This is a genomic window from Labrys sp. ALF-8 (assembly GCF_059699065.1).
This window is the reverse complement of the sequence record NZ_AP048540.1, coordinates 28,645-54,647: the sequence shown is the minus strand read 5'-3', so window position 1 is coordinate 54,647 and position 26,003 is coordinate 28,645. Positions and strand designations below refer to the sequence as shown.

The window sequence follows — 26,003 nt, the reverse complement described above, 5'->3', positions numbered from 1 at the left end:
GTCTGTCTAGGCGACGCCTGGCTTTTCTTCCTGCGCCGGCCTGATCAGAAAGCCCTTTGACAGGCTATGATACAGACGATCGGCGCATATGAAGGCTGAGACACCGTCGGCAAGGATGGCCGTTGCGAGAAGCGGGAGGATCATCGCCCGGCTGTCGGTCATTTCGGCAATGATCAGGACGGCTGTAAGGGGAGCGCGAACAACCCCAACGAAATAGCCCGTCATGCCGAGAATGACGACAGCACCTAAAGGCTGGCCGGGAAACAGAAGAGACAGAATGTTACCAACGCCGGCACCGGTTGCAAGCGAGGGGGCGAAGATACCGCCGGGCGTGGCACTGAACATCGTCACCAAGGTCGAGAGGAATTTGGCCGGTCCGTACCAGAGCGGTTGGGGGTGAGACTCGACGAGCATCTTGGCTGAATCGTAGCCTGCGCCCCAGGTAGCGCCACCCGTGGCAATCCCCAAAATCGCGATTATGAGGCCGCAGCCTCCCGCTAGGACGATCGGACGCGATCGCAGTTTCACTAAAAGAGGCGAGGATGAGCGCCCGAAACCGATCACCAGATGAGAAAATACGCCCCCGCAAATACCTCCGATAATGCCCGCGGCCAGTGCTACCGCAATTGACGGACCCAGCGCCATGGTCTGATGAACGGCACCGAAATAGACATAATCACCGGCCAGACCAAGGCTGACCAAACCGGAGATCATGACCGCCGCCATCGCCAACAGGGCAAGTCGCTGCTGGTAGGAGGCGGCAAGTTCCTCAATCGCAAAGGCAACGCCCGCGAGCGGCGTATTGAAAGCTGCGGAAACACCTGCCGCGCCGCCGGCGATCACCACCGCCGAGGAAAGCTCGATCCGCATCGCCCGATGCATGAAGGCCATGATGGCTGCGCTCACCTGCACGGTTGGTCCCTCGCGCCCGACCGAAGCGCCAACGAGAAGCGCGCCCACGGTGCCGAGGCACTTGAGGAATGCCGTGCGCAACGAGATCAAGCCCGCGCCGACGGCCCTCCTTGGATCCTCTGCCCCAGCGATTACCTGAGGTATCCCGGATCCTCGGGCCGCTGGAGCAAGACGCGTGGTAAGGGCGACGATACCTGCAAGGCCAAGGGGTGTGATTACCAAGGGGGCGTAAGGAACCTGTTGGTAGAGGACTTGAAAGAGCTTCGATGCCTGGTCGGCGAACCAGGCAAAACACAGGGCCGTCAGACCGAGTGTGACTGCTCCTGCCGTCGTTGCCGCGCGCCGGCGCAGGAGGATAGGCACGCCCTTCGCCCTGATGCGGAACATCCATCCCAGAACTGGCGCATCGACCGCGCCAACAGGCGATGAACGATTTTCCTGCAATTTGCTCGGCACGGCTTGACCTTCTCGAGATCAGGGGCGACGACATAGTCACCGCAATTGAAATACATCGAAACTCGATATAATGTCGTTGGACCATTATCTCAAGCGACGATGCAGGCTGCCTTTCGGAGTCCGATATGCTCAAGGAAAAGCAGGCTTCTCCCAACGTCGCCAAAAATGACGCCGAGAGAGAAGCCGATGTGAACTACGACGCCCTCGCCCGCTTTAGGTATGAGATCAGAAAGTACCTGGCGTTCTCGGAAGCCGCAGCCGCCGATGCTGGTGTCACGCCGCACCAATATCAGGCTCTCGTTGCGATCAAGGGCTTTTCGAGCCATGAGCCCCTGTCGGTCGGTGATCTGGCGGAACTCATGTTCATCCGCCACCACACCGCCGTATCGCTCGTGGACCGTATGGCAAAGCTGGGTCTACTAACCCGCGTTCCAGACCCTGGCGACAAGCGGCGGGTCTTCGTGACCCTCACAAGCCTGGGGGAAGATTATTTGCGTTCGCTCGCATCGCTGCATGTTGAGGAGCTTCGGCGTGCAGGCCCACGATTTGCCAAGACACTCCAAGCCGTCGTGAAACCACGAGGATAAGGCTCAGCCCCCATTCGAAAGCCGCGTGAAAGGTTAGCATGACGCGTTTGATTATTGCCATCGCCTGCCTGATGGCCCTTGCGACCCCCACCCCGAGTTGGGCAGTCGACGGGGGGCGTTTTGGCCAAGTCCGCCTGGCGGAACCGCCAGGAACAGCCCGGGCCTATGTGGTACTGTTCTCCGATAGCGGCGGCTGGAAAGAGGAAGACCAGCGTGCACTGGATGCCCTGGCAGCTCAAGGCTCGCTTGCCGTCGGCGTCGATCTCGACACTTATCTTTCGAATGTGGTTCCCTTGCCCCGACCGGGCGTGCGGCCGTGCAGCGACCTGGTGGGAGACGTGGAGGGATTGAGCCAGAAGCTGCAGCGTGGCCGGGTAGGAGATAACTATCATTTTCCGATTCTGGTGGGCATGGGCGCCGGCGGTGCGCTCGCCCAGTTGATACTTGCGGGCTCCCCCCCGCACACGATCGCGGGTGCTGTCACCATCGATCCGCAGGTGCAGACGCCGCAGGGGCTCTCGTGTTCGGTGCTGTCGACGGTCATCACGTCCGGAAACCGATTCGGCACTCCACCGCTGACTACGAATGGGTTCTGGTCAGTCGGCCTGACACCGCAAGCTTCGCCTCTTCAGCGCGCAGCCGTCCAACTCGAACGCGAGCAAGGTACCCCCATCGACGTGAATCCTGAGATGGGAACCGACCGAGCCCGCGCACTCGCAATGCTGGTCTTACCTCACCTCGAAAAGCTGGACCTGCAGGGTTTTGCGGCGCTGCCGCTCGTTCCTCTTCCCGTCTCCACCCCCAGTCGCACCATGGCTGTCATGCTGTCGGGGGACGGTGGCTGGCGGGACCTCGACAGAAGTATCGGTCGGCTTCTGCAGCATGATGGGGTTCCAGTCCTGGGATGGGACAGCCTGCGCTACTTTTGGCACCGAAAGACTCCGGCACAAACGGCTGCGGACCTCGCCACAGCAATAAGGAGCTACCAGGCCAAGTGGCATGCGACGAAGGTCGCCTTGATCGGATATTCGTTCGGCGCCGATGTTCTGGCGGCAACCTACAACGCGCTTCCGCCCGATACGAAGACAGACATCGTCATGCTCTCTTTTCTCGGCGTCGGTGCAAAGGCGGATTGGGAAATCAGGATCTCCGACTGGCTCGGCATCGCAAGTCACGACGCAATTCCGATTGCGCCGGAACTTGCCAAGATACCTGGGGGACTCATCCAGTGCTTTTACGGCGAGAATGACCCGGACACCAGTTGTCCGTCTCTCGATTTGCGCAAAACCGATGTCTTTAAGACAGATGGTGGCCACCACTTCAACGGCGAATATCTGAGCATTGCAAACGAAATCCTGATGGGTTTGCGCAAGCGCGAAGGTACCGACGGATAGATATTCGGGATCGTAGGCTGGAGGGATGATGGATGATGGAAAATGCAACGACTGGTGTAATGTTGATAGCCCTTCTGTTTGGTTCTCTTTGGGCCCTGCGTTGCGACCGTGGCTGGATTGCCGCCTTTTTGATGACGATTGGCATTGCGATGCTGGTCCATACCATACGGGACGGTCCAGGCGATCTTCTCGTTCAGGACGGTCAACAACACACCGCGCATCCGAGCGGCTGATCAGCGCGACAAGTCCCGCCGCACAGAAAGGGGCAAGCCTTCTGTCCTAATTTGCTTTTGGCAAGGCGGTTTCCCTGCCCCGGACCCGCAGGGTCCTGGGATCGCCCCAGCTCCCTCCGACCTTCTTTGGCCGAGAGGTGCGCTCCAAGGGCACTGCGTGCCGGCGAGCCGTCTAAGGCATGCCCGGTTCGCATCAAGCTTATGGATGGGCAAGAAATCGTCGGGCGACACGCTCAAGCGTAAGTCCCTGCACGATAATGGAGAAAACCACGACGCCATATGCAAGGGTGAGTATTGGCGCTTTGCTCGGGCTTTCGGGTAGGGACAATGCCATGGCAACCGACAACCCGCCGCGAAGGCCGCCCCATGTAAGAACTAGAAACGAGCCGCGCCGGCGAGCAGTGGGAATGTGCAGGTTTAACGGCATCGCGGACGCTGTCACGCTTAGCCAGCGGATGACCAGAACGATTGGTATCATCAATGCCAATGCTCCCATTGCTCGGCCGTCGAGATCGATAGCTGCTATTTCCAATCCGATCATGACAAACAATACTGCATTGAGAATACCTTCCACCAAATGCCAGAAGGTATCCAAATGCTCACGAGAACTTTGGGTCATCCCTTTATGCATGCCGTGATTGCCGAAAAGTATCCCGGCAACAACGACTGCTATCGGTCCTGAAACCTGCAGAAATCCGGCTAAACTATAGGTTCCGGCGGCTAACGCGAGAGAGACCAATAATTCAACGTTGTAGTCGTCTACCTGAAGTATCAGCAGAAAGGCTGCATAGCCAAGTACCAATCCGAGCCACCCGCCACCTACGGCCTCGACGAGAAACAGGCGGATTATTTCAATTGGGCCGAAATCGGCCAGATGCCCGCTCGTGGTCAAGGTGAGCATCAGCGTGAAAAGTACGACACCGACGCCGTCGTTGAATAGGCTCTCCCCCGCAATCGTCGCTTGCAAGTGTCGCGAAATGCCAACGCGCTTTAATGCGTCGAGGACCGACACCGGGTCGGTCGGAGAGATCAGGGCCCCGAAAACCAAACACCAGGCTAGTGGAATACCGAGGCTGAAAACCATTGCGACAGCAAAAAGCGATACACCTATCAAGCCTGTGGAAAGAACCGTAGCGAAGGACGCCAAGGCGAGGATGGTCCATTTTCGGGCAAACATGTCTGCGGAGTTCACGTGCAGCGCGCCAGCGAACAGCAGAAAGGCCAGAAAACCATTCAGCAGCGTTGTAGGAAAATCGATTGCAGCGAGCAGCCCTCGGATTTGGTTCTTCAAATCGATACTTGGGACAAAGCCATCGATCGCTATGAGGACCATTGTGCCGGCTACAGCTCCGATGAGGAGCCCAACGGTAAGAGGAAGCTTTAGAAGCCGATAGTTCAGGTAGGCGAGAGCAGCTGAAAGAGTTAGCAAGATTGAAACGAGGTCGAACGGAGATATTTGTGTCATTCCAATTTTTGGCTTTCTGTGCCACACCGTTGCACGGCTCAGGGATATTATGCACGGGGTGCACCGGGACACTATGCAAACTAATGAGTAGCGCCCAACAGAGGGCGAACCGTTGCTGCGCTTATGGTAGATCTGATCTTGAGCCTACGTATCCATACAATTCATAGATTCTGATCACCATACTTCAAACTTAGCCTGCTTCAACGCACCCATGAGCGCTTCCCTTGCTTCGTCGGGATATGACTCGCCAAGTCCAACCTGATGACAAACGCGGATTGCCTTCTCGCGCGCCGAGCCGTTTGCAGCCGGCCACCGCCGCTCAAGCAGGAACAGTGCGGCGTCGGTATTGGCCACGATTTGCATCAAGTGGTTTTCTCGCGAAAATTGGTCAGGCCCCTTGAAGGGGCGATGCACGCTAATTCCTCCCACGCGGAAATAGTTGAGGCGTCTCTTCAGTTCCAAGGTTGCTGAGGCCCTTGGCGTGCAGGAAAGAGGAAACCCCGATTATGCCTCGTACCTACTATGTCATAGGCGGGGCTTGTCCACCGCGATAGGGGCAGTCCAGTGACCTATTCCTTGCCCGGAGCTCGATGTCTTGCGACCGCCGATATTGTAGAGTGGCGTGGTCCAAACTGCTGGTTGGCGCAACGATCTATCGCCAAATACACAATCCCACCACAGGCGAGGTCACTCGCCCGCTTCTGATGAAAAGGACCGGCAAGGTCATGTACCCAAAGAGAGGGGTCGGAACACGGAAGGCGAATACTACGCCCAAGGGCCGAAAGCTACTGGGCGACTCTCATCACGCATCCACCTATGAGATCTAAAGCCCCTGTATGGGATCTAAAGCCCTTGCGCAGCTCGCCCGTTGGCGAACCACTTCGTCGCTAGGCCCGCCTCCCGCATACAAGCGATCAGCACAAATACCTCTGCCGGATTGGGCGAGTTCTCCGAGTAGGCGCGTGCCGATGCAGATTTCACTGCAGTTTCATGAGCCTCTCGATAGCAGCTCAGGACATTTCGCTATGATACTGGAGTTCGCAGAGCTTCTTCTAGATAGCTGGCGAAAATTCGCGCCCTTCGTGTCGGTCGCCTGCCCGTGGGGAAGACTATATAAGCGCTGACGGGCTGGAGCTCGTACTCGGCAAGCACCTCGACCAGAGTGCCCGAGGCGAGTTCTTCACCGCACATCCAGATGGAGGCGGTGGCGATCCCAAGTCCGGCCGAGGCACAAGCGACAACGCCAGCGGCTGAGCGGGTGCGCAGGCGGGGATCGATGGCTTGGGTTTCGACAGTGCCGGCGCGCCAGGCCGTCCAATTGAATTCGCCGCCGCCGCTGGGTCCCTCGATTAGTTGATGTCTCGCGAGGTCGGCGAGTTCGAGCGGTGCGCCGTGACGGTCGAGATAGGCTGGTGCAGCGATAAAAAGCCGCCGCGCAGTCGCGAGCTTGCGTGCCACGAAGCTGGAATCAGGCAGGTCGCCGAGACGTAGTGCCAAGTCGACCCCCTCGGCGATCAAGTTCTCGAAACGGTCGGCCATCTTGAGATCGACGCTGAGCTCGGGATGGAGTTCGAGGAAGGCAGGCAGCAACGGAACGACAAGCCTGCTACCGAACGCCGGCGGCATGGCGATGCGCAAGAGACCCGACAATCGATCGGCCCCGCGGGCAGCATTCTCCGCTTCCTCGACACTGACCAGCGCTTCACGCGCCCGGGGTAGCAGTGCTTCTCCTGCGGCGGTGAGTGACAGCTGGCGGGTGGTCCGTGTGATGAGTTTGACGCCGAGCCTTTCCTCCAGCGCCGCCACGGTTCGCGAGATCGAGGGTTGCGACAAGCCGAACTCGCCTGCGACCTTGGAGAAGCTACCGGTCTCCGCGGTGCGCACGAAGGCGGCGAGTTGTTGCAGACGATTATTCATGCGGAACACGTATATATTATATCGAGATGTCGGCGCTACTGCACGATCGTTGCATGCATTATCTCCCCGCAAGTGCCGCAACGGACGGCGACATATTGAAGGAGAAGCAGCATGGACACCCTTCACGGCAAGGTAGCAATTGTGACGGGCGCTTCGAAGGGGATTGGCGCAGCGATCGCACGCGAATTGGCCAAGGCTGGTGCAGCGGTTGCGGTAAACTATGCCTTGAGTCGTGAGGCGGCCGAGAGGCTGGTAGATGAAATCCAGCGTGAGGGCGGCAGGGCGGTCGCCATTCAGGGTGACGTTAGCAAGCGCGCCGATGTGCAGCGACTGTTCGCAGTGACAAACGCTGCGTTTGGGCCAGCGAGCATCCTCGTCAACAATGCTGGCGTCTTCAGCTTCGAACCATTGGACGCGGTGACGGAGGAGAACTATCGACGCCAGTTCGACATCAATGTCCTGGGCACTTTGCTTACCTCACAGGAAGCGGCCCGTTCGTTTCCCGCTGGTGGCAGCATTATTAATCTGAGTTCGATCTCCAGCGCCAATCCGGTGCCGAATTCCGCGGTTTATTCGGCCTCGAAGGCGGCCGTGGACGCTGTGACCAAGGCACTTGCCAATGAGCTTGCCAGTCGCGGCATTCGCGTGAATAGCATCGCGCCTGGCATGACGGAGACCGAGGGGTTGGCGGATCTCGGCGTTGTCGGTGACAGCGCCAAAGCCATCGGTGCCACCTTACCGATGGGGCGCCTCGGGCGTCCGAACGACATCGCGCGCGTCGCGCTGTTCCTGGCTTCAGACCAGGCAGCCTGGCTAACCGGTGAACGTATCACTGCTTCAGGCGGACAGCGCTAGGTGGAACAGGAAGGCATCTTGAGGGGGCCTGAGGGGCGGTCTTGCTCCCCAGCCCGCCTCGGACGCTCCATAGTTCCATATATGAAGTCAGTTTGTTGAGAGCTCTCAACGAGCGCAAGCTGCGGGCATGGCTAGGATTGCGTTGCGGATAGCGCGGGAGGGTTTAGGTTCGGTGTCGATACTCGGAGCCAACGTTAGCAAACGTTACCGAGATGGCGAAGTGCATCGATCACGCTCAACCCGCGCCCGCGGAAGAGCATTTCCGATCGCACAGGAAACCGGCCACACAAGCAGCGTGGTACATTTCATGATTGGAACGACCTACCATTTCAACCATTTCCTGCCCGCGAAATAGCCGGCCAGCACCACGACGCCGGTCGCCAGCGGATACCAGGTCGCCACGAAAAGGGGGCTGTCGTCCGGGCAGTGCGTGGCATAGAAGGTCGCGCCAATGCCGCTGGCGACGAGCCCGGCTATCGCTCCCATGAGACCCGGGTTCTCCGGGGCTCCCTGGCGCATGACATAAAGAATGCACGCCAGCGGCCCCACTGCCAGCAGCGGGATCAGCATCATGCAATAGCGGGCGTTGGTACCGATCCAGCGCGTCTCCCAGGTGGAGGGAGGCATAACCACCAGTTCCACGATGACGGCCACCGCCAGCAGCACGGGTGCGGCGGCCACGGCCTTGCCCCACACGCCCAGTGAAACGCCGGGCTGCGCCATGCGCAGCAGGAGGCCGGTTGCCGTCGCAGCCAGCGTGAGAGTGACCAGGAACTTGAACAGGAAGCGCCCCGTATGCATGGCACCGCCGACATCGGGCCGCATGCCGATGGAACAGAAGAAGAGAATGCCGGCGATGACCACACCTCCGGCGAAGGCGGCGGCAAGGGCCCGGCCAAGCCGCCAGCGGACCGCGCTGTCCTGAGCCAACGCCTTGATGAAATCATCGGTCTTCACGACTTGTCACTCCGGTAGAGCGCCGCCAGGGTCTTGAGAGCGCGATGCAGGGCAACGCGTACTGCCCCCTCCGACATGTTGAGCCGGGCCGCCGTGTCCCGAATGCTCGTGCCGCGCACCGAGATGGACTGCACGATATCGCGTTGCGGCTCCTTGAGACGCGCAAGCAGGCGCTCGATGTCGAGGTGATCAAGATCATCCGTCTGCTCCTCCGCCTGCAGCGTCTCGACCACGTCCTCGATCGGGACGACCGTCTGCCGACCACGGCGGCGCATGGTGTCGATCATCTTGTTGCGGACGATGGTCGAAAGCCAGGGACCCAGCGGGCGTGCCGGATCCCACGTGCCCCGCTTGAGATGGATGGCCAGCAATACTTCCTGCACGATGTCCTCAGCCTCGTTCGGTGGGGCGCCGAAACTCTCGCAGCGCTTGCGGGCCAGGGCTCGCAGGAAAGGCGTCACCGCCAGCAGGAAGCGCCGATAGGCTCCGCCGTCACCTGCGATCGCCGCCCGCAGCCATGCCGCCCACTCTTCTTCACGTGGGGAATTATGCACGCCTCACCCCTTCTACGCGTGGGTTCACGTCTTTGTTACGGGCCGTAATGATCGCCGGCAGTCCGACGTAGGAGCCGTTGCAAGCCGATAGCGGCTCGCTGCATTCCATGGAGATACCATAATGGATCGTCGTATCGTAACGCTCGCCCTCGCGGGCTCCCTCGCCTCGGCCCTCGCCGCCATTGCGATGCCCGCCTTCGCCGGCCCTGTCAGCCCCGAGCAGGCCATCGGCAAGGAGAAGTGCTACGGCGTCGCCCTGAAGGGACAGAACGACTGTGCCGCCGGCAAGCATGACTGCGCCGGGCATTCCACGATCGACTACGACAAGGCGTCGTTCAAGCTGGTGCCCAAGGGCACCTGCCACACGATCAAGGGCACGCTGAAGCCCGGCAGGGCCTGACGCGGCGGGGCGGCTCCTATTTCGTCCCGACGCGGAACCTGGAAGCCGCCCCATCCCCTTGCCCATGCAGAGTTGCAGCTTCGGCGTCAGCCCGATTGAACCTCCAGTCATGGCATCTCGCCCCTGCCGTAACGCTCTTCCTGCCCAAGTACGGTCAGCACAGGCCGCAACACTCCTTCAAGCTGGTCTCGGCTCGGAGCTGTCCGGGCCACACGTCTTCAAAGCCAGGATGGACGTGGGCGCCAAGCAGGACATGTTCCCATCCAACTATCTCGCTGCGTTGTAAAACCAGCAGCCACCACAGTCGCAACAAGAGGATATTTCCATGACGCATTTTGCCATCTACGTCGAACTCAAGGCCAAGCCTGGCAAGGAGGAGGCCATTGCCAGTTTCCTCGGAAGCGCCCAAGGCTTGGTTGCGTCCGAACCCGGCACCGTGGCCTGGTTCGCCGTCCGCTATGACAATGACACGTTTGCGATCTTCGATGCCTTCGATACCGAAGCTGGGCGCAACGCCCATCTGAGCGGGGCGGTAGCCGCGTCCCTGATGGCAAACGCGTCAGATCTGCTCGCCTTGCCGCCTGTGATCCGACAGCCTTCTGTCCTGGCAGACAAGTTACCAGGGGCGTAGATCGTCTCCCGCAGGGGTGGGCCTGGACAGTCGTCAGTGCTGCAATGACAACCGGAAATACCTTTCCAAGAGCCCCCATCTTCTCATCGAACGATTGACGCTCTTTTGCCGATCGAGTTCAGCAAAGCAGGATGTTCGCTTGCCATGTCCGGTGGCTCGGTTCCACGTCGAGTTTCCCCCTTTCTATCCTAGGCATTTTATGTCGATCGTTCTAAAAACAGAGTGCGAGTCCCCTTGCGTGGAACTCGACGCCTTATCTGAGCCAGTGGAGATAGTCCCGTGAACGTGCTTGCCCGCGTGACCAACAATCTTGAGGCTTTCTGGATGCCATATACGGCCAACAGACAGTTCAAGGCCAATCCGCGCATGTTCGTATCCGCCAAGGACATGCATTATACCACGACCGATGGTCGTTCGGTGCTGGACGGTACCGCGGGTTTGTGGTGTTGCAACGCGGGTCACGGCAGGCCCAAGATCGTCGAGGCCATTCAACAGCAGGCGGCGGAGCTCGATTACGCACCGGCTTTCCAGATGGGCCATCCCAAGGCTTTCGAACTGGCCTCCCGCCTGGTTCAGCTTACGCCTGCCGGCATGGATCACGTCTTCTTCGCCAATTCCGGGTCCGAGGCCGTCGACACGGCCTTGAAGACAGCTCTTGCCTACCATCGCGCCAAGGGGGAGGGCTCGCGCTTCCGCCTGATCGGCCGCGAGCGCGGCTATCACGGTTCCGGTTTCGGCGGCATTTCCGTGGGCGGCATCGTCTCCAATCGCAAGACCTTCGGCACGCTGCTCACCGGCGTCGATCACATCCGCCATACGCATGACCCGTCGCGGAACGCCTTCTCACGCGAGCAACCCGAATTCGGCGTCGAATATGCCGAGGACCTCGAGCGCGTGATCGCGCTGCACGACGCCTCCACCATCGCGGCCGTGATCGTCGAGCCCGTCGCCGGCTCCACGGGCGTGCTGATCCCGCCGAAGGGTTATCTCGAGCGCATCCGCGCCATCTGCGACAAGCACGGCATCCTGCTGATCTTTGACGAGGTCATCACGGGCTTCGGGCGCCTCGGGACGCCTTTCGCCGCCGATTACTTCGGCGTCACGCCCGACATCATGACCGTGGCGAAGGGCATCACGTCGGGCGTCATCCCGATGGGCGCCATGTTCGTGAAGAAGCACATCTACGACACCTTCATGCAGGGCCCCGATCATCTGATCGAGTTCTTCCACGGCTACACCTATTCGGCCAATCCGATCGCGTGCGCCGCGGCGCTCGGGACGCTCGATACCTACCAGGAAGAAGGGCTGCTCACGCGGGCCGCCGAACTCGCGCCCTATTGGGCCGATGCGATGCATTCGCTCAAGGACCTGCCTCACGTCATCGACGTCCGTAATCTCGGCCTGATCGGCGCCATCGAACTCGAGCCGATCCAGGGACAGCCGACCAAGCGTGCCTTCACTGCCTTCCTCAAGGCCTATGAGAAGGGGCTGCTCATCCGCACCACCGGCGATATCATCGCCCTGTCGCCGCCGCTGATCGTCTCCAGGGCGCAAATCGACGAACTGGTCAGTATTCTCGCCGACGTGTTGGAGGCATCCGCCTAAGAACGGTGTGGGAGACCAATCACCGCTGATAAAGGCCCTATGATCTCAATTTCACCAGCCGGGAGCCTGAATGCGTCCATTTGAAGCGCAGGTTCATCGACTCTCCGGTATTGCGGATCCGAGTCGAACTCATCCGCGGATAGTAGGAAATACAAATGATAAAGGCCTTGGTCTTTGACGCCTATGGCACGCTGTTCGATACGCAATCTGTTTGGCGCTCGGTCGAATCTGCTTATCCAGGCCGCGGTATATTCATCACCGATATCTGGCGCCAGAAGCAGCTCGAATATACCTGGCAACGCACGGCGATGGGTAATTTTACGGATTTCGCAGCCCTGACGCGAGATGCCCTCGACTACGCCGTCAGGACAATTACACCCAACGTGGATGCGCAGCTGGTTGAAGCACTGTCCGAATCCTTCAACCAACTGGATCTCTATGCGAACACCGCCGAAGCTCTTGCTAGCCTGTGCAGCCAACGTCTTGCGCTGCTCTCAAACGGCAGCAGCGCCATGCTGGCGGCGCTCTTGGAGCATGCGGGACTGAATTCGGTTTTCGAACATATCATCTGTTCGGATGATGTCCGCCGCTACAAACCTCATCCCGAGATCTATCGTGCGGCCGTCACCCGACTGGAACTGTTGCCGCACGAAGTCGCTCTCGTATCCTCAAATGGCTTTGATCTGGCAGGCGCAAGAAACTTCGGCCTGCCAACCATTCGCATAGAGCGAACATCTTCCGTCGCACTTCAAAGGGTTCTTTTGGAGTCCGCTCCAATCCCCTCCGAAGCGGCGTTTCTCGCCGTCAGATCTCAGGCGGATTTATATGCAGGGCAACCAGACTTCATCTGCACATCGTTGCTCGACGTCGCAAACATCGTGGCTGCTAACATTTCCGCCGCCGATCCGACGGCTTGATAGTTTGTTGGAGCCCGGCGGCAGCTGAAAGTCGTCTCTGGCAAGCCCTCTGTGACAGCTACCAGCGCAGCAACGTCGATCCCGCCCAGGAGCCGACGAGTACGACCACGCTCGTGGCCAAGGGATACCACGTCGCCACGAAGAGCGGGCTGTCGTCGATGCAATTGGCAGCATAGAAAGTACCAGCGATGCCGCTTGCGACCAAACCGGCAAGCGCACCCGATAGTCGGGGGTTTGCCGGCGCTCCTTGCCGAAACGCCAGCAGCAGGCACGCCAAGGGCAGCATCGACAGAGATGGAATCACGGTCAGGCATACGCGGGAGTTCGTCCCGATCAGCCTACTCATCCAGGTGACCGGCGGCATGGCGAGAAGCTCAAGCACGACAGCCGATCCCAGAAGGAGTGGCGCCGCCAGCAAGAGCCATTTCCAAGGCCCCAGCGGCACGCCGGGCCGACCAAAACGGAACGCCACCACCAAGGCCGTTCCAGCCAGGGTCAGCGTCACGACAAACTTGAATAGAAAGCGAATGCTTTCGGATGCTTGCTCAATATCGGGCCTGGGCCCAATGATCGCGAAGAACATGCCACCAGCCAGGACAATTCCGGCCACAATTGCGACGCGAACGACCTGCTTGTAAGGCCATGGCACTTGCGCGTCTTGCTCTAATATATGAATAAGTTCGTCTGTATTCATATCAGATCTCCCGGCCCAGCCATTCAGACGCTCGGCAGCCGCATAGAGTACGTTTTCAGTAGATTACTTCGTTGCAATAGAGTCTTGTGTTACAGAAACGCCAATATTGGAACTGAAAACTTTCTTGGTGCCCGCTTAGCTGGTAGAAGAAAAGAGCTTTTCTTCGAACCAATGGAAGGCCGAAAGAACTCCAACGGCAAAGGCGGCGTAGAGGACATATTTCAGCTCGTCCACCATCGTTCCATCGAGGATAGGCAGGAGATAGAGCCAGGCCAAAATCAAGATCAGTGCCGCAAGCAGAACCAGGAGAAAGCCGGCATAGCGAGACGGGGACGGAACAGGCACTCCTTCACTCATCTATCCAGCCTTAACCGAGGAAGGATCAATCTTGAAGATGAGAAGATTGTCGCGACGCTCGATGACGCCGTCGAGTTGGATACGCACGGCGGTTCGGTCCTTCAATGCTGCCGGCATCGGACCGCCATCGGAACTGGCGAGCAGGAAGAAAATGTGGCCGTCGACCGGCGCGGTCGAAACGAAAACCGGCGGAACATGCCCGGAGATGCAAAGATTCGCGCAGGCCTTGTGGGCCAGTTCGCCGCCCGGACGCATGGCCCCACCGTAGCATTTGCCGTCGCAGATCTCCCCCGTCAGACGCCAGTGCCCAAGCGGCTCGGCGGCAGCGGGGGTCGTTGCGCCCGCCGTCGCAATCGCCGCAGCGTGCAACGTGGCCGGGCCGCCGGCGAGCAGCATATCGAGGTCACCCCTTTTGACGAAGACACCACCCGCGTCGATCAGCCTACCGCTCAATGGGTCCGCGATCTCGTCAACACCGAACTTTCCCGCGCCCGAAAGCATAATGGCCCTCGCGGGCGTCGCGGCGGTCGCCGGCACGCGGAGGATCGGATAGGGCCGCGTTTCGAGGAAGCCGGTGAGATGCCCGCCGTGGAGTTCATCGACGTAGTTTCCCGATCCCGGGCTCCTGGCGGCAAGGGCTAACACAAGAGATGCCGAAGCGAGGCCGGAGACGAAGAAAACGCCGAACACCAACATGAAGGTCCGGATGGCCGGCGGCACCTTCCTGAAATAGCCGACGAAGAATCCGGGATCGGGTGTGTGCAATGTCATGAGGGCCTCACGGCTTAGGGAGTGGCACCGATGGCGGCGAGAAGGGCCTCGGGGATGATTACCGGTTCGATCTTCGTGCCGAGGGGGACGGGGTTCGTCTCGACGTGAACCTGGCTACCAGCTAGGGCGACGCGGTATTTGCGGATCCTCTCCTTGAAGGGCGGCGGAGAACATCCGTCGTCGAGGCGGTACTGGTAGCCGTGCCAGGGACATGTCACGAAACCAAGCACGACCTTGCCCTCCCCGACCGGTCCGTTCTGGTGGGAGCAGACATTGGAGAGGGCGGAGAGCCGACCCTTGGAACGAAAGACGGCAATGCGCTCACCATTGGGTGCGGCGCCGATGAGAGCCCTACCTTCGGGAATCTCGGATACGTCTCCAACGACGATCCAGCCGGGCTCGGGCGCGGTCGGCGAACCGGCGCGATCGGCGGTGCGTTCACGACGGCCCACCAGGAGATGAAGGCTGCATAGCAGGGCAAGACTTGCGCCGACACAGACGGTCAAAAGCAGGTTCTGTCCCGTTACCAGCACCCCCAGCGTCACATGCAGGACAACGGCCGCGTAGGCGAAATAAACGCTCATGTGGATGGCCTTCCACACGGGCGGTGTCAGGAACGAAAGCCAGAAATCATGGCTCGTCACCGCCAAGACGGCGAGGACGAGAAGGGCAAAGATGCCGAACAGTTCGAAGGGAAACCCAGCTACCCGGTCGAAGCCGGTATTGCTAGTGAACAGCGCCCAAAGTACCGGCGTGGGGCTGTAGGAAAAATACCAGTTCAGCACGAACATCGCGTGGGTGGCGGCCACGATGGCCGTGACCACGCCGAAATGCCGCCGGTTATAAAGCAGCGGCAGGAAGCGGGTGTCGAGCCGCGCCAGAGGACCGATGGCGAGCACGACCGTCAGCAGCAGAAAGGCGAGCGATCCGAAGCCGCGCATGCGCAAGGTTGGCAGGTCAGGCGCCTGGTCGGGGACGAAGAACAGCGGTGCCAGCTTGAGGAACACCAGGATGTAGAGGACGACGCCGCAGAGCAGGAAGCCATCATAGATGAGCTTGGTACGGTTCCAGATCACCGGTTTGTAGGAGACGCTCATGGTGTGGCGTCCTTGCCGCCCAGAACAGCATCCAGCCGGATCGCAGGAGCGTCCCGCGCAAGCTTGGGCTGGCTCATGAAAATGATCGCAAGAGCGACCGGGAGAAGAATAACGAGGCCGAGCCAGATAGTCGCGTGGGCTTTTCTGTGGGCGCGCTGCATGGTCAAGGCCCCCGCTTCGACAACGCAACCCAACGCCAGATCACCAGGGGCCAAAGCAGGACGAGGCCGGGAATGAGGAGCGGCCGAACGGCATAAGCGCCATGGGCGGCCTCATCGACCTTGTCGAATCCCAAAAGGAGAAACGCGACCGCGAAAACAAGGCCGACGAAGCCCCAGACGCCGAGTGCGAGTTGGATGGGATCGGACGGATCGATCATGCTGCTGCCTCGCGATCAAGACCAGTCGCGGGAATGGCGCCGCCGGTGACCACGGCGGCGGCCGGTGAGACGAGGAAGGCAATCAGGCGGGCGATGGCTTGCGGCGACACCCAGCTGTCCTTCTTGGCGTTGGGCATCGCTGCCCGGTTCTGAGGCGTGTCGATGGTGCCGGGCAGGATGCAATTGGCTGTGATGCCGTCGGCGCGATATTCGGCGGCGATCGTCTCGGTGAGCCGGATCACGGCGGCCTTGGAAGCCGCATAGGCGGCCTGGCCGGCGGTCGCCTTCAGGCCGGGTGCCGCCGCGATATGAACGATGCGCCCATAGCCTGCCGCTTGCATCGCCGGCAATACTGCCGCGCTAACGGCCAAGGCGGTTCTCGCATTCAGGTTCATCATCAGATCCCACTGCCGCAACGCCTCAGTGGCAAAGGGACCAACCTGGAAACCACCGACCGTGTTGACAAGGGCGTCGACACCACCGAAGCGCTCCTTCACCTGCTCAACGGCCGCAACGCAGGCTTCATGTTCGCTAAGATCGATGCCGGTGATCGGAAGGAGTTTGGTGCCGGGGGGCAGTTGCCCCGCCAGCCTTTCGATAGCCTCGGCGGAGCGATCGATACAGGCTAGGCTCGCGCCGCTCCGCGCCAATTCGACGGCAACCGCGCTGCCAAGATTTCCACCGGCGCCCGTAATCATCGCGATGTTATAGCTTTTCACGGATTTCGATCCTCATCTATCCAATGCCCGGCTTCAAGCGACATAGCGAGCGTCGGAGAACGCCCTCGCGCTATGCCCTGCATCTATCAAGTTGAAACCGTCTTGAAGTTCATCGCCACGCCGTTCATGCAGTAACGCTCCCCTGTCGGCGCAGGGCCATCGTTGAAGACATGCCCCAGATGGCCGCCGCAGTTGCTGCAATGCACAGCGGTCCGGATCATGCCCAACGAGGTGTCCCGCGAGGTTCCGACAGCACTTTCGATCGGCGCCCAGAAGCTCGGCCAGCCCGTGCCACTGTCGAATTTGGTGGTGGAGGAGAAGGCGTTCTGACTGCAGCCGGCGCAGGCGAAGACGCCCTTGCGCTCTTCATGCAGCAATGGGCTCGAATAGGGATACTCGGTCGCGGCCTCGCGAAGCACCGCATATTGGTCTGCGGTCAGCAGCTTATGCCACTCGGCGTCGCTATGGCTAACGGCAAACTTGCCCTCGGCCATTGCCGGCATGGAGCCGGCGGCTTGCGCCGAGCCAAACGAACCAAGACAACGGGCTCCAAGCACGGCCAGTAGAGCAAGCGGCCCGGTCGTCACCAGCAAACGTCTCATCATCATGATTTCCATCTCCGCATGGACGGCAATGCGCCGTCCTGTCCCCGTTTCGTACAAAGACGAGGGCGCGTTACAGCGCAACGCATCACGCGTGAGTGAACGCCCTCCAAGAGTGTCACGCTGAGGCGAGGCCGGTCCTCCCGGCTGCCATGCGATCGACCACGCCGTCATGGAAGGTATGGCGAGTTATTGAGTTGATCACGGCTTAGTGAGAGCGGCGAACAGTAACGATCTTCTTCCAGCAAGCGAAAGGACCGATGCGCTCAACAAGCGGCGCGAAGAAGTTCCAACCTGGAGAAAATATATGTTTGTGAAATCCGCTGTGAGTTCGGTCCTGCTCGCCGGCGCTGTGACGACGGCACTTGCGTCCATGGCCGGTGCGGCACCGTTGACAAAGGCCGAGGCAAAGGCCGCCGTGGCCGCGCACAAGGAGAAGTGCTTCGGCGTCGCCCTCAAGGGCCAAAACGACTGCGCCGCTGGCCCCGGCACGAGCTGCCAGGGGACCTCGACGGTCGATTTCCAGCGCAACTCCTGGAAGTTTGTGCAGCACGGCACGTGTACCAGCATCGTCCTGCCCAACGGCGGCCACGGCTCGCTGAAGCCCGTCTGAGCCGAACTTTAGGCGTGCGGAAGACGCCGGAAAGCGGGGAGTGCACTAACCCCATGGCAGACCATCGGTCTTTTGTCTCGGCGATTATCGCAGCTTTCCGGCGTATCTGCTTGAATATCCACCCGGGCAGTCCGGGGTACTGTCTGCACGACAACTTATGCCAAAGCCTCTTGGGGCGAACTGCGTGGGATGACAATCACGGACTCGTGAGAAACGGCAGCCGTAACGATTGTTTCGCCACACCCGTAAGCGTCAGTGCACCCGCTAACTAGGTGCAACAAAACCCAATTTGGAGAACGTCATGTCTGTAAAAACAATCGTGAGCTCGGCCATCCTCGCCGGCGCCGTGACGACGGCCTTGGCCTCGATCGCCTTCGCCGCCCCCCTGACGAAAGCTGAGGGTGACGCGGCGGTCGCCGCTCACAAGGAAAAATGCTTTGGCGTCGCTCTGAAGGGCCAGAACGATTGTGCGGCCGGGCCGGGCACGAGCTGCCAGGGCACTTCGACGGTCGATTTCCAGGCCAATTCCTGGAAGTTCGTGCAGGGCGGCACCTGCACCAGCATCGTCTTGCCGAACGGCAAGCATGGTTCTCTGACCGCGTCCTGACGGGCGGCGCGATCTCGTAGCGACACCCTAGACGCCGGAAAGCGGAGACAACGATGAACCCAATGACCAAGCCAGCCACCTCCGGCATGGCGATCCCTCTCCGCTTTCCGGCGCATCCTGTTGCAGGTCTTGCCGGGACAAGCTTCAAACACGACCACTTGTCCGCGATCCTGGCCGGAGGCAAGCAAGACGGCTTCTTCGAGGTTCACGCCGAGAACTATATGGGCAAGGGTGGTCCGCCCCATCGCGCCCTTGAGCAAGTCCGTCGCGACAATCCGGTATCACTGCACGGCGTTTGCATGTCTATAGGCGGTCCGCAGCCGCTCGACAGGACGCATCTGGAGCGTTTCCGCTCTCTGGTCGAGCGCTATGAGCCGGCCTTGGTTTCCGAGCATCTTGCCTGGTCGACGCACGAGACGACCTTCTTCAATGACCTTCTGCCCTTGCCCTACACCGAGGCGACGCTCGCTCGGGTCTGCGACCACATCGACCAGGTGCAGGAAGAGATCCGCCGCCCGATCCTGCTCGAAAATCCTTCGACCTATGTGGCGTTCCGCGAATCCACGCTGAGCGAGCCCGATTTCATCCGCGCGATCGCACGACGCACGGGATGCGGACTCCTGCTCGATATCAACAATGTCTTCGTTTCCGCGACCAATCAGGGCTTTTCGGCACTCGACTATCTGTCCGATTTCCCGCTTGCCTCGGTGGGTGAGATTCATCTCGCCGGTCACGCTGAACAGGCCGACGATGAAGGAGAGCTCCTGCTTATCGATAGCCATGACGGCCCGGTCGCCGATGCGGTGTGGAAGCTCTTCGAGATCGTGGTCAGCCAGCGCGGTCCCGTTCCAACGCTTGTCGAATGGGATAGCAGCATTCCCGAATGGCCCGTGCTCCTGGCAGAGGCGCACGCGGCGCGAACCATCCTTGACCGCTACAAATCCGCTTTCTTGCCAGGGGATCGCCATGTCGCTGCGTGAACAAGAGTCCGTTGGCAATGCGAACCGGCTTTCCTTTCCGGTGGAGTTCTCGTACGGCCTCATTGATCCCGAGCAGGCAACACCCGGGATGCTAGCCGGGCCGAAAGGCAAAGGGGCGGTCAAGCGCTACAACGTCTACCGCAACAATGTCACCGTCAGCCTGATCGATGCGCTGGCGTCGATCTATCCTGCCGTGCAGCGTATCACGGGTGTGGAGTTCTTCCGCGCTATGGCGCGCTTTCATATCCGCGCCACGCCGCCGATATCGCCCCTTTTGTTCGAATATGGCCGCGACTTTCCTGCTTTCGTTGAGCAGTATCAGTATGCGCAATCGATGCCGTATCTCGCCGACACCGCTCGGATCGAGCGGGCATGGCTCGATGCCTATCACGCGGCGGATGCGCAGCCACTCGCGCCCGAAGCTTTGGCTGTGGTTCCGCCGGAACGGTTGGCCGAAGTCGTCTTCACGCCGCATCCCGCCACTCGGATCGTGCGCTCGCAATTTCCCGCGGTGACGATCTTTGCGGCCAATCGCAGCGAGCAGCCGGTCGGAATGATCGAAGCCATCGTCCCGGAGGATGCGCTCATCACCAGGCCTGATCTCGATGTCGTCGTCCGGCATCTGCCAGCCGGCGGCGCGACGTTCCTGACACATCTCGCCGGAGGAGACCCTTTGGGCGTCGCTGTAGCCGCCGCTCTCGAGGCGGAGCCCTCGTTCGATATCCCGGCCAGCATCAGCGGGATGATCGAGGCTGGCGCCTTCATGACCATCAATCTCGGAGACGGACAATGACGACGACAGTCAACCAGAACACCGTCAGTGACAGGATTCGGCAGCTTGCCTTTCTTGCCAGCAAGGCAAGTTCCTTGATCCAGATTGTTGCGCAACCTTCCATTGTCCAGTTCGTGATGCGCTTTGCGCTCGCCGTGCCCTTTTGGCGCTCCGGCGTATTGAAGTGGGATGGCTTCCTGCAACTCAGCGATACGGCCGTCGATTTGTTCACGGACGAGTTCATGCTGCATCTGCCGGGCGGTCCCTACCCGTTTCCGGCGCCAACTGTGGTGGCCTTCCTTTCCGGCTGCGGGGAGATCATCTTGCCGATCTTGCTGGTGTTGGGGTTCGCCACGCGCTTTGCCGCGTTAGGTTTGCTCTTCATGACCTTGATCGTCGAGCTGACCGTGCCCGATGGCTGGCCTATCCACATCACATGGGCGGCGATGGCGCTCAGCCTCATGGCATGGGGTCCGGGAAGGCTATCGATCGATCACGCTATTCGCTCATTTCTCGGACTTCCGGGATCGCTCGATCGAACCAGCAAAGGCGTTCGTAACTGAACCACTTCTGGACCGACATGATCGCGGGCAGATCTCCCGAATAGACGGCCAATATATAGCAGAGGAATTCATGCTCATCCGCCACGCTCCCGATCTCACCGAAGCGCATGTGACGCCGAGGCAAACCTATATCAACCGTCGGAATTTGCTAATCGGCAGTGCCGGCGTCACCATCAACGCTGCGTTGTCGCGCGTCGCCGATGCGACGCCCCTGGCGGGCGTCAAGAGCCCGTTCTCCACCAACGATAAGCTTACCAGCTTCGAGAACATCACCAACTATAACAATTTCTACGAGTTCGGTACTGACAAGGATGATCCCGCTACCTATGCCGGCAAGCTGACCCTGGCGCCCTGGACGATCAAGGTCGATGGTCTCGTCAATAGGCCCGGCACCTTCGCGCTCGAGGATTTCGTCAAGCCCTTCACCATCGAGGAGCGAATTTATCGCCACCGCTGTGTGGAGGCATGGTCGATGGTGATCCCGTGGCTCGGCTTTCCGCTCGCCGATGTGATCAAGCGCGCCGATCCGCAGGGCAGCGCCAAATATGTCGCGTTCGAGACCCTGGTGCGTCCTTCCGAGATGCCAGGGCAGGCGGCCTATTTTCCGGCCTTGACCTGGCCCTATGTCGAAGGGCTGCGATTGGACGAAGCGATGAATCCGCTCGCCATTCTGTCGACGGGCCTCTACGGCCAAACCCTGCTCGGCCAGAACGGCGCGCCGATCCGTCTCGTCGTGCCCTGGAAATACGGCTTCAAGAGCATCAAGTCGATCGTGCGCATCAGCCTGGTGGAGAAGCAGCCGCAGACCTCATGGAACCAGGAGAATTCCCAGGAATACGGCTTCTATTCCAATGTAAATCCCAAGGTCGATCATCCACGCTGGAGCCAGGCGGCCGAGCGCGTCATCGGCGCCGGCCTGCTTGCCGGCCGGAAGCCGACCCTGATGTTCAATGGCTACGCCGAACAGGTTGCCTCGCTTTATAGAGGCATGGACTTGAGGGTGAACTTCTGATGAGCACGAGCCCTGCCCCCGGCGCGGGATCCGCGCTGCGTTTGGTAGTGCCGAACGTCCCCCGCATCCTGGTCTATATTGTAGGCCTGCTTCCGGCGGTTTGGCTGTTCTATCTCGCGTTAACCGGCCGGATCGGTGCCGATCCGGTGGCGCAGCTCGAATGGGGCCTCGGGCTGTGGGCGCTTCGCTTCCTGATCGCCACCTTGTGCATCACACCCCTGCGCCAGCTCTTCAAGGTCAACCTGCTACGTTATCGCCGCGCCTTCGGGTTGATTGCCTTCTACTACGTGCTGCTGCATCTGAGCGTATGGGTGGTGCTCGACCGCGGCGTCGACGTCAGCGCTGCATTGCTGGATATCCTGCGGCGGCCCTACATCACCATCGGCATGGCCGCCTTCGTGCTGCTGGTACCGCTTGCGGTCACCTCCAACAACTTTTCGATCCGTACGATGGGCGGCAAGGCCTGGAACGGGCTCCACAAACTCTCTTATGCAGCGGTGGCGCTCGGTGCGCTGCACTTCATCATGATCAAGAAAGTGTGGCTAGTCGAGCCGGTGGTCTACGCGCTCGTCGTTCTGGTCGTGCTGGGGTTCCGCATCGTATGGCTGAGGATCGGAAGCAAAACGCCAAAGGGACGAAGAGCCGCGACTGCCCGCCAATTTTGGTAAAAACATCAATACTCAACAATTTTATGAATAAAGATGACTTTTAACTCAATAATTTAGAGAATTAAGACTCCATACTATCTTCTATTCTTAAATAAAAAATATGACGACGTTCGAATTCTGAAATCAGTGACTAATATATCGTCATAATCTCAATCATGCACTGATGACTTATTTGTGAACCCGCGCCAATCCCCTGCCTGTAACGTTTGATGCAGAGGAGGCGAACAGTAGTCGTATTCCCAACAACGGAGTTCCATCATGCTTTCTCGCCACTTCACCATAGCCGCCATTCTCCTCAGCGTGCCCACGCTTGCCAACGCAGCAGAGCGGCCGGTGGTGATCGAACTCTTCACATCAGAAGGCTGCTCGTCGTGTCCGCCGGCGGACAATTATCTGACTGAACTCTCCAGCAAGAGACACGATGTGCTTCCGCTCGCCTTCCACGTCACATATTGGAACGATCTCGGTTGGAAAGACCCGTTTTCTCTGGATGCGGCTACACAACGCCAAGCCAACTATGCGGCGCGGTTCGGTGATGCTGCCTATACGCCGGAAATGGTAGTTGATGGCAGAACGGGGCTGGTCGGGTCTGACCGGCGCACCGCGGAAGCCGCAATCGATGTCGCCAGGCAAGCTCAATCCGCAACCGCGCCTGTTACTGCGATCCAAAAGGGTGGAACGGTGTCGATCTCGGTAGGGCTTGGCGCCGGCAACGGTCGAGTTGTCCTGATCGGATATGATGCGCGCCATACCACGGTGATCGGTCGCGGCGAAAATGGCGGCCGTACTCTTACAGAATCCAACATCGTTCGCTCAATTCGCTCCGTCGGTCAGTGGACTGGTGCTCCCATAACGCTCAATAGCCCGAAACCGTCTGGCGAGGAGGCGGCCGTGCTGATCGAGGATGCAGACGGTGGCATCATCGGCGCAACCCGCGTGAATGACGCGTCGTGATCGGCTGGTGGCCATGATTTGCTTTCGCTGGATTCAGGTTGCCTTCTTCGCGGCATTCGCTTTCGGAGTGGTGAATTCAGCGCAAGCCGCTGCTACCGATTGGGTTGGCGACAAGCGCGGATCCGTCCGTCTCTTGACCGCAACGGACAGTGTCTACAGCGACGTTGTTCAGGCAGGGGTGGAGTTTCGCTACCCGCCGGGATGGCACGGATACTGGCGTACACCCGGTGACGCCGGCATTGCGCCAGTCATCAACTGGTCGGCCTCAAAAAATCTAAAGAATGCAGTGGTGTCTTGGCCGGCCCCCTCACGCTTGGTCGTCGACGGGTTGCAGAGCAGCATCTACGAGGGGCAGTTCATCCTTCCGGTGAGGCTCTTGCTCATTGACCCGCACGCGTCGACGCACCTTGCCATGTCGATCGAGTATGCCTCTTGCGCCAATATCTGCGTGCCGAAACATGCTATCCTTGCATTGGATCTGCCTGGCGGCCAAGGGGAAGCCTCGCCTGAGGCATCCGACATTGCCGCCGCGCGATCGGTGCTGCCAGGAACGCTTGCCGCCTCCGGTATTGAACTGACCGACAGCCATATTGAAGGAACCGGGCAGGACAGGAGACTGATAGTCGCTCTCAAGAGCGTAATTGCACCTTTTCATTCCCCCGACCTCTTTGTCGAGGGATCAGGCATTGGCCTCCCACCAGCGCCGATAGTGCAACTTGGCAATCAAGGCCAGTCGGTCAAGCTAACCATCCCCCTACCAGCGAGCGCGGCTGAGAAAAGCCCCGTCACGCTGACCGTGGTTGATGGCGCCCGATCAGCTGAGTTTCCCGGGCCCGAGATCTCGCCAAGACAGCTTCCCCACGGCGCAGAGCTTCTGACAGTCGTTGCCCTTGCTTTGGTCGGCGGACTGATCTTGAATTTGATGCCCTGCGTCTTGCCGATCCTCTCGATCAAGCTGTTCGCCCTCGCCCGCCACGCGGGCGCACGGCCGGCCGAAGCAAGGTATGGAGCGATTGCGACGACACTGGGTATTCTGGCATCGTTCCTGATTCTGGCGATCGCGCTTGTCGGCCTCAAGCTTTCGGGCGCGACGCTTGGCTGGGGCATTCAGTTTCAGCAACCCTGGTTTCTCGCCAGTATGGCACTCGTGACAACGCTGTTCGCGGCCAGCTTTTTTGAGTGGCTGCCCATACGTTTGCCGCGTGTGTTCGCTCGATTGGGACTTACGGCCGCGCGCGGTCCAATCATTGAAGCTTTTCTTGCCGGCGCTTTCGCGACGATTCTTGCTACCCCCTGCTCCGCGCCCTTTGTCGGTACGGCGGTCGGGTTTGCCCTCGCCCGAGGTGCCGCCGAGATACTGATTATATTCTTCAGTTTGGGGGTCGGCATGGCCATGCCGTTCATGGTCGTCGCGGTTGCTCCGAGGCTGGTGACCTGGTTGCCCCGGCCGGGTGCTTGGATGGTTCGGTTGCGCCAAGGTTTGGGACTTTTGCTGCTCGCAACAACGCTTTGGCTCCTGGTGATCCTGTGGAATGTCACAGACGACATCATTGCCGGCACGGTTGCCGGCTTGCTCGCCAGCATGCTCTGCTTTCAAGCCGTCATGGCTCGCAGCAACCGGTTCGAGGCCCGGACAGTTCCTGGCGGGGTAATACTAGGATCTCTCGCCTTGACGACTCTTCTGGTTGTATCTGTCGCGCCCACTACCCGGCTAGGCCAAACTGCCGCCGCTGCAGATGACCAACCATCGTTTAATCCCGCCGCCATCGATGCACTTGTCGCTTCCGGAAAAACTGTATGGGTCGATGTTACCGCGAGTTGGTGCTTGACGTGCAAGGTCAATGAATTGACGTTGCTCGGTAGTGCTGAGCTGAATGCTCGCCTCAAGCGACCGGACGTTGTTCGTTTACGAGCGAATTGGAGCAGACCGAACCCGACAATCGCCGCATACGTCCAGAGCTTTGGGCGCTTCGGCATCCCGCTTGACGTCGTGTATGGACCGCGCCAACCGCAGGGCACAGCGCTCCCCGAGATACTTACGCCGAATACGCTGCTGGATACGCTTGACGCCGCCGGACAAAAAATAGCTGCAGCCGGCAAGAAGAACTTCGATCTGCATTAGCCCAGCAATGGCTTTTGTGCGCGAGGGCTTTACGGTTGCCATGAAGAGCACGGAGCTGGGCCCGAAGGACTCGGTCCAACTGGCTTCTCGTGGACATCGAAGACAATCTCCCGGACGGGGCGCTGGCGGCTAAATTGCGGCGTCAATGCGATGCTGTGGCTACAGTGTTTACATAACGGCCCCAGAAAACCCCTGAGATCACCAGGCACC

Annotated in this window: 31 protein-coding genes; 17 read left to right on the top strand and 14 right to left on the bottom strand. The window is 59.9% G+C overall.

Annotated elements, in window-relative coordinates:
• Positions 1-6 precede the first annotated feature (6 nt).
• Positions 7-1,299, bottom strand: a complete 1,293-nt coding sequence (locus tag AC6H34_RS30355; protein WP_497541500.1) for a chloride channel protein — start codon at positions 1,297-1,299, stop codon at positions 7-9.
• A gap of 194 nt (positions 1,300-1,493) precedes the next feature.
• Between AC6H34_RS30355 and AC6H34_RS30350 the strand changes: the two genes are divergently transcribed.
• Genes AC6H34_RS30350 through AC6H34_RS30340 form a run of 3 tightly spaced genes read left to right on the top strand, consistent with a single transcriptional unit; the run spans position 1,494 to position 3,582 of the window.
• Entirely contained in the window at positions 1,494-1,955 is a 462-nt protein-coding gene (locus AC6H34_RS30350; protein ID WP_497541396.1) for a MarR family winged helix-turn-helix transcriptional regulator, read from the top strand.
• A 38-nt stretch (positions 1,956-1,993) separates the two neighbouring features.
• Positions 1,994-3,349 (top strand): virulence factor family protein, encoded by a 1,356-nt coding sequence (locus AC6H34_RS30345; protein WP_497541395.1) that lies wholly within the window; start codon positions 1,994-1,996, stop codon positions 3,347-3,349.
• 32 nt (positions 3,350-3,381) lie between these two features.
• Complete coding sequence (locus AC6H34_RS30340) at positions 3,382-3,582, top strand: hypothetical protein (protein ID WP_497541394.1); 201 nt, start codon at positions 3,382-3,384, stop codon at positions 3,580-3,582.
• 199 nt (positions 3,583-3,781) lie between these two features.
• Here the strand turns inward: AC6H34_RS30340 and AC6H34_RS30335 are convergent, their stop codons facing one another.
• From AC6H34_RS30335 to AC6H34_RS30325, 3 genes are all read right to left on the bottom strand, one after another.
• On the bottom strand, positions 3,782-5,047 hold the full coding sequence (locus tag AC6H34_RS30335; RefSeq protein WP_497541393.1) for a cation:proton antiporter: 1,266 nt from the start codon (positions 5,045-5,047) through the stop codon (positions 3,782-3,784).
• A 174-nt stretch (positions 5,048-5,221) separates the two neighbouring features.
• Entirely contained in the window at positions 5,222-5,461 is a 240-nt protein-coding gene (locus AC6H34_RS30330; protein WP_497541392.1) for a DUF982 domain-containing protein, read from the bottom strand.
• A 609-nt stretch (positions 5,462-6,070) separates the two neighbouring features.
• Positions 6,071-6,964 (bottom strand): LysR family transcriptional regulator, encoded by an 894-nt coding sequence (locus tag AC6H34_RS30325; protein ID WP_497541391.1) that lies wholly within the window; start codon positions 6,962-6,964, stop codon positions 6,071-6,073.
• A gap of 111 nt (positions 6,965-7,075) precedes the next feature.
• On the opposite strand from AC6H34_RS30325, the gene AC6H34_RS30320 reads away from it, so the two are divergent.
• Positions 7,076-7,819, top strand: a complete 744-nt coding sequence (locus AC6H34_RS30320) for an SDR family NAD(P)-dependent oxidoreductase (protein WP_497541390.1) — start codon at positions 7,076-7,078, stop codon at positions 7,817-7,819.
• Positions 7,820-8,140: 321 nt separating this feature from the next.
• Here AC6H34_RS30320 and AC6H34_RS30315 read toward each other — a convergent pair whose 3' ends face one another.
• Positions 8,141-8,776, bottom strand: coding sequence for an NrsF family protein (locus tag AC6H34_RS30315; RefSeq protein ID WP_497541389.1), 636 nt, complete (start codon positions 8,774-8,776; stop codon positions 8,141-8,143).
• A complete protein-coding gene (locus tag AC6H34_RS30310; RefSeq protein ID WP_448147083.1) occupies positions 8,773-9,330 on the bottom strand; it encodes a sigma-70 family RNA polymerase sigma factor in 558 nt (185 codons plus the stop codon). The genes AC6H34_RS30315 and AC6H34_RS30310 overlap by 4 nt, the downstream gene beginning before the upstream one ends.
• Before the next feature lie 121 nt (positions 9,331-9,451).
• Between AC6H34_RS30310 and AC6H34_RS30305 the strand changes: the two genes are divergently transcribed.
• The 4 genes from AC6H34_RS30305 (at position 9,452) to AC6H34_RS30290 (ending at position 12,883) form a co-directional block, all read left to right on the top strand.
• Positions 9,452-9,730 (top strand): BufA1 family periplasmic bufferin-type metallophore, encoded by a 279-nt coding sequence (locus AC6H34_RS30305; protein WP_448147082.1) that lies wholly within the window; start codon positions 9,452-9,454, stop codon positions 9,728-9,730.
• Between the two features lie 325 nt (positions 9,731-10,055).
• Positions 10,056-10,361, top strand: coding sequence for a putative quinol monooxygenase (locus AC6H34_RS30300; protein ID WP_497541388.1), 306 nt, complete (start codon positions 10,056-10,058; stop codon positions 10,359-10,361).
• A gap of 279 nt (positions 10,362-10,640) precedes the next feature.
• Positions 10,641-11,966 carry an omega-aminotransferase AptA gene (gene aptA / locus AC6H34_RS30295; RefSeq protein ID WP_497541387.1) on the top strand — a complete coding sequence of 442 codons (1,326 nt, stop codon included), beginning with the start codon at positions 10,641-10,643 and terminating at the stop codon, positions 11,964-11,966.
• Positions 11,967-12,121: 155 nt separating this feature from the next.
• Positions 12,122-12,883 (top strand): haloacid dehalogenase type II, encoded by a 762-nt coding sequence (locus AC6H34_RS30290; protein ID WP_497541386.1) that lies wholly within the window; start codon positions 12,122-12,124, stop codon positions 12,881-12,883.
• Positions 12,884-12,941: 58 nt separating this feature from the next.
• On the opposite strand, the gene AC6H34_RS30285 is transcribed toward AC6H34_RS30290, so the two are convergent.
• The 8 genes from AC6H34_RS30285 to msrB all read right to left on the bottom strand — a co-directional run bounded on the left by AC6H34_RS30285 (position 12,942) and on the right by msrB (position 17,508).
• On the bottom strand, positions 12,942-13,577 hold the full coding sequence (locus AC6H34_RS30285; protein WP_497541385.1) for an NrsF family protein: 636 nt from the start codon (positions 13,575-13,577) through the stop codon (positions 12,942-12,944).
• A gap of 135 nt (positions 13,578-13,712) precedes the next feature.
• Positions 13,713-13,922 (bottom strand): hypothetical protein, encoded by a 210-nt coding sequence (locus AC6H34_RS30280; protein ID WP_497541384.1) that lies wholly within the window; start codon positions 13,920-13,922, stop codon positions 13,713-13,715.
• A 12-nt stretch (positions 13,923-13,934) separates the two neighbouring features.
• On the bottom strand, positions 13,935-14,705 hold the full coding sequence (locus tag AC6H34_RS30275; RefSeq protein WP_497541383.1) for a hypothetical protein: 771 nt from the start codon (positions 14,703-14,705) through the stop codon (positions 13,935-13,937).
• Positions 14,706-14,719: 14 nt separating this feature from the next.
• Entirely contained in the window at positions 14,720-15,802 is a 1,083-nt protein-coding gene (locus AC6H34_RS30270; RefSeq protein WP_497541382.1) for a Rieske 2Fe-2S domain-containing protein, read from the bottom strand.
• Positions 15,799-15,969: a hypothetical protein gene (locus AC6H34_RS30265; protein WP_497541505.1), complete on the bottom strand. Its 171-nt coding sequence runs from the start codon at positions 15,967-15,969 to the stop codon at positions 15,799-15,801. The genes AC6H34_RS30270 and AC6H34_RS30265 overlap by 4 nt, the downstream gene beginning before the upstream one ends.
• On the bottom strand, positions 15,966-16,181 hold the full coding sequence (locus tag AC6H34_RS30260) for a hypothetical protein (protein WP_497541381.1): 216 nt from the start codon (positions 16,179-16,181) through the stop codon (positions 15,966-15,968). The genes AC6H34_RS30265 and AC6H34_RS30260 overlap by 4 nt, the downstream gene beginning before the upstream one ends.
• Positions 16,178-16,900: an SDR family NAD(P)-dependent oxidoreductase gene (locus AC6H34_RS30255; protein WP_497541380.1), complete on the bottom strand. Its 723-nt coding sequence runs from the start codon at positions 16,898-16,900 to the stop codon at positions 16,178-16,180. Before AC6H34_RS30255 ends, AC6H34_RS30260 begins: the two co-directional genes overlap by 4 nt.
• Positions 16,901-16,986: 86 nt before the next feature.
• Positions 16,987-17,508, bottom strand: a complete 522-nt coding sequence (msrB, locus tag AC6H34_RS30250) for a peptide-methionine (R)-S-oxide reductase MsrB (protein ID WP_497541379.1) — start codon at positions 17,506-17,508, stop codon at positions 16,987-16,989.
• A 301-nt stretch (positions 17,509-17,809) separates the two neighbouring features.
• On the opposite strand from msrB, the gene AC6H34_RS30245 reads away from it, so the two are divergent.
• The 9 genes from AC6H34_RS30245 (at position 17,810) to AC6H34_RS30205 (ending at position 25,793) form a co-directional block, all read left to right on the top strand.
• Entirely contained in the window at positions 17,810-18,115 is a 306-nt protein-coding gene (locus tag AC6H34_RS30245) for a BufA1 family periplasmic bufferin-type metallophore (RefSeq protein ID WP_497541378.1), read from the top strand.
• Between the two features lie 301 nt (positions 18,116-18,416).
• Positions 18,417-18,722: a BufA1 family periplasmic bufferin-type metallophore gene (locus AC6H34_RS30240; RefSeq protein WP_497541377.1), complete on the top strand. Its 306-nt coding sequence runs from the start codon at positions 18,417-18,419 to the stop codon at positions 18,720-18,722.
• 53 nt (positions 18,723-18,775) lie between these two features.
• Positions 18,776-19,702 carry an MNIO family bufferin maturase gene (gene bufB, locus AC6H34_RS30235; protein ID WP_497541376.1) on the top strand — a complete coding sequence of 309 codons (927 nt, stop codon included), beginning with the start codon at positions 18,776-18,778 and terminating at the stop codon, positions 19,700-19,702.
• Complete coding sequence (locus AC6H34_RS30230; protein ID WP_497541375.1) at positions 19,689-20,495, top strand: HvfC/BufC family peptide modification chaperone; 807 nt, start codon at positions 19,689-19,691, stop codon at positions 20,493-20,495. The genes bufB and AC6H34_RS30230 overlap by 14 nt, the downstream gene beginning before the upstream one ends.
• Positions 20,492-21,037 (top strand): DoxX family protein, encoded by a 546-nt coding sequence (locus AC6H34_RS30225; RefSeq protein ID WP_497541374.1) that lies wholly within the window; start codon positions 20,492-20,494, stop codon positions 21,035-21,037. The genes AC6H34_RS30230 and AC6H34_RS30225 overlap by 4 nt, the downstream gene beginning before the upstream one ends.
• A 70-nt stretch (positions 21,038-21,107) precedes the next feature.
• Positions 21,108-22,049 carry a protein-methionine-sulfoxide reductase catalytic subunit MsrP gene (gene msrP / locus AC6H34_RS30220; RefSeq protein WP_497541373.1) on the top strand — a complete coding sequence of 314 codons (942 nt, stop codon included), beginning with the start codon at positions 21,108-21,110 and terminating at the stop codon, positions 22,047-22,049.
• Positions 22,049-22,717, top strand: a complete 669-nt coding sequence (gene msrQ / locus AC6H34_RS30215; protein WP_497541372.1) for a protein-methionine-sulfoxide reductase heme-binding subunit MsrQ — start codon at positions 22,049-22,051, stop codon at positions 22,715-22,717. Before msrP ends, msrQ begins: the two co-directional genes overlap by 1 nt.
• A gap of 258 nt (positions 22,718-22,975) precedes the next feature.
• Entirely contained in the window at positions 22,976-23,671 is a 696-nt protein-coding gene (locus AC6H34_RS30210) for a DUF1223 domain-containing protein (RefSeq protein ID WP_497541371.1), read from the top strand.
• Positions 23,658-25,793 carry a protein-disulfide reductase DsbD family protein gene (locus AC6H34_RS30205; RefSeq protein WP_497541370.1) on the top strand — a complete coding sequence of 712 codons (2,136 nt, stop codon included), beginning with the start codon at positions 23,658-23,660 and terminating at the stop codon, positions 25,791-25,793. The genes AC6H34_RS30210 and AC6H34_RS30205 overlap by 14 nt, the downstream gene beginning before the upstream one ends.
• Positions 25,794-26,003 lie beyond the last annotated feature (210 nt).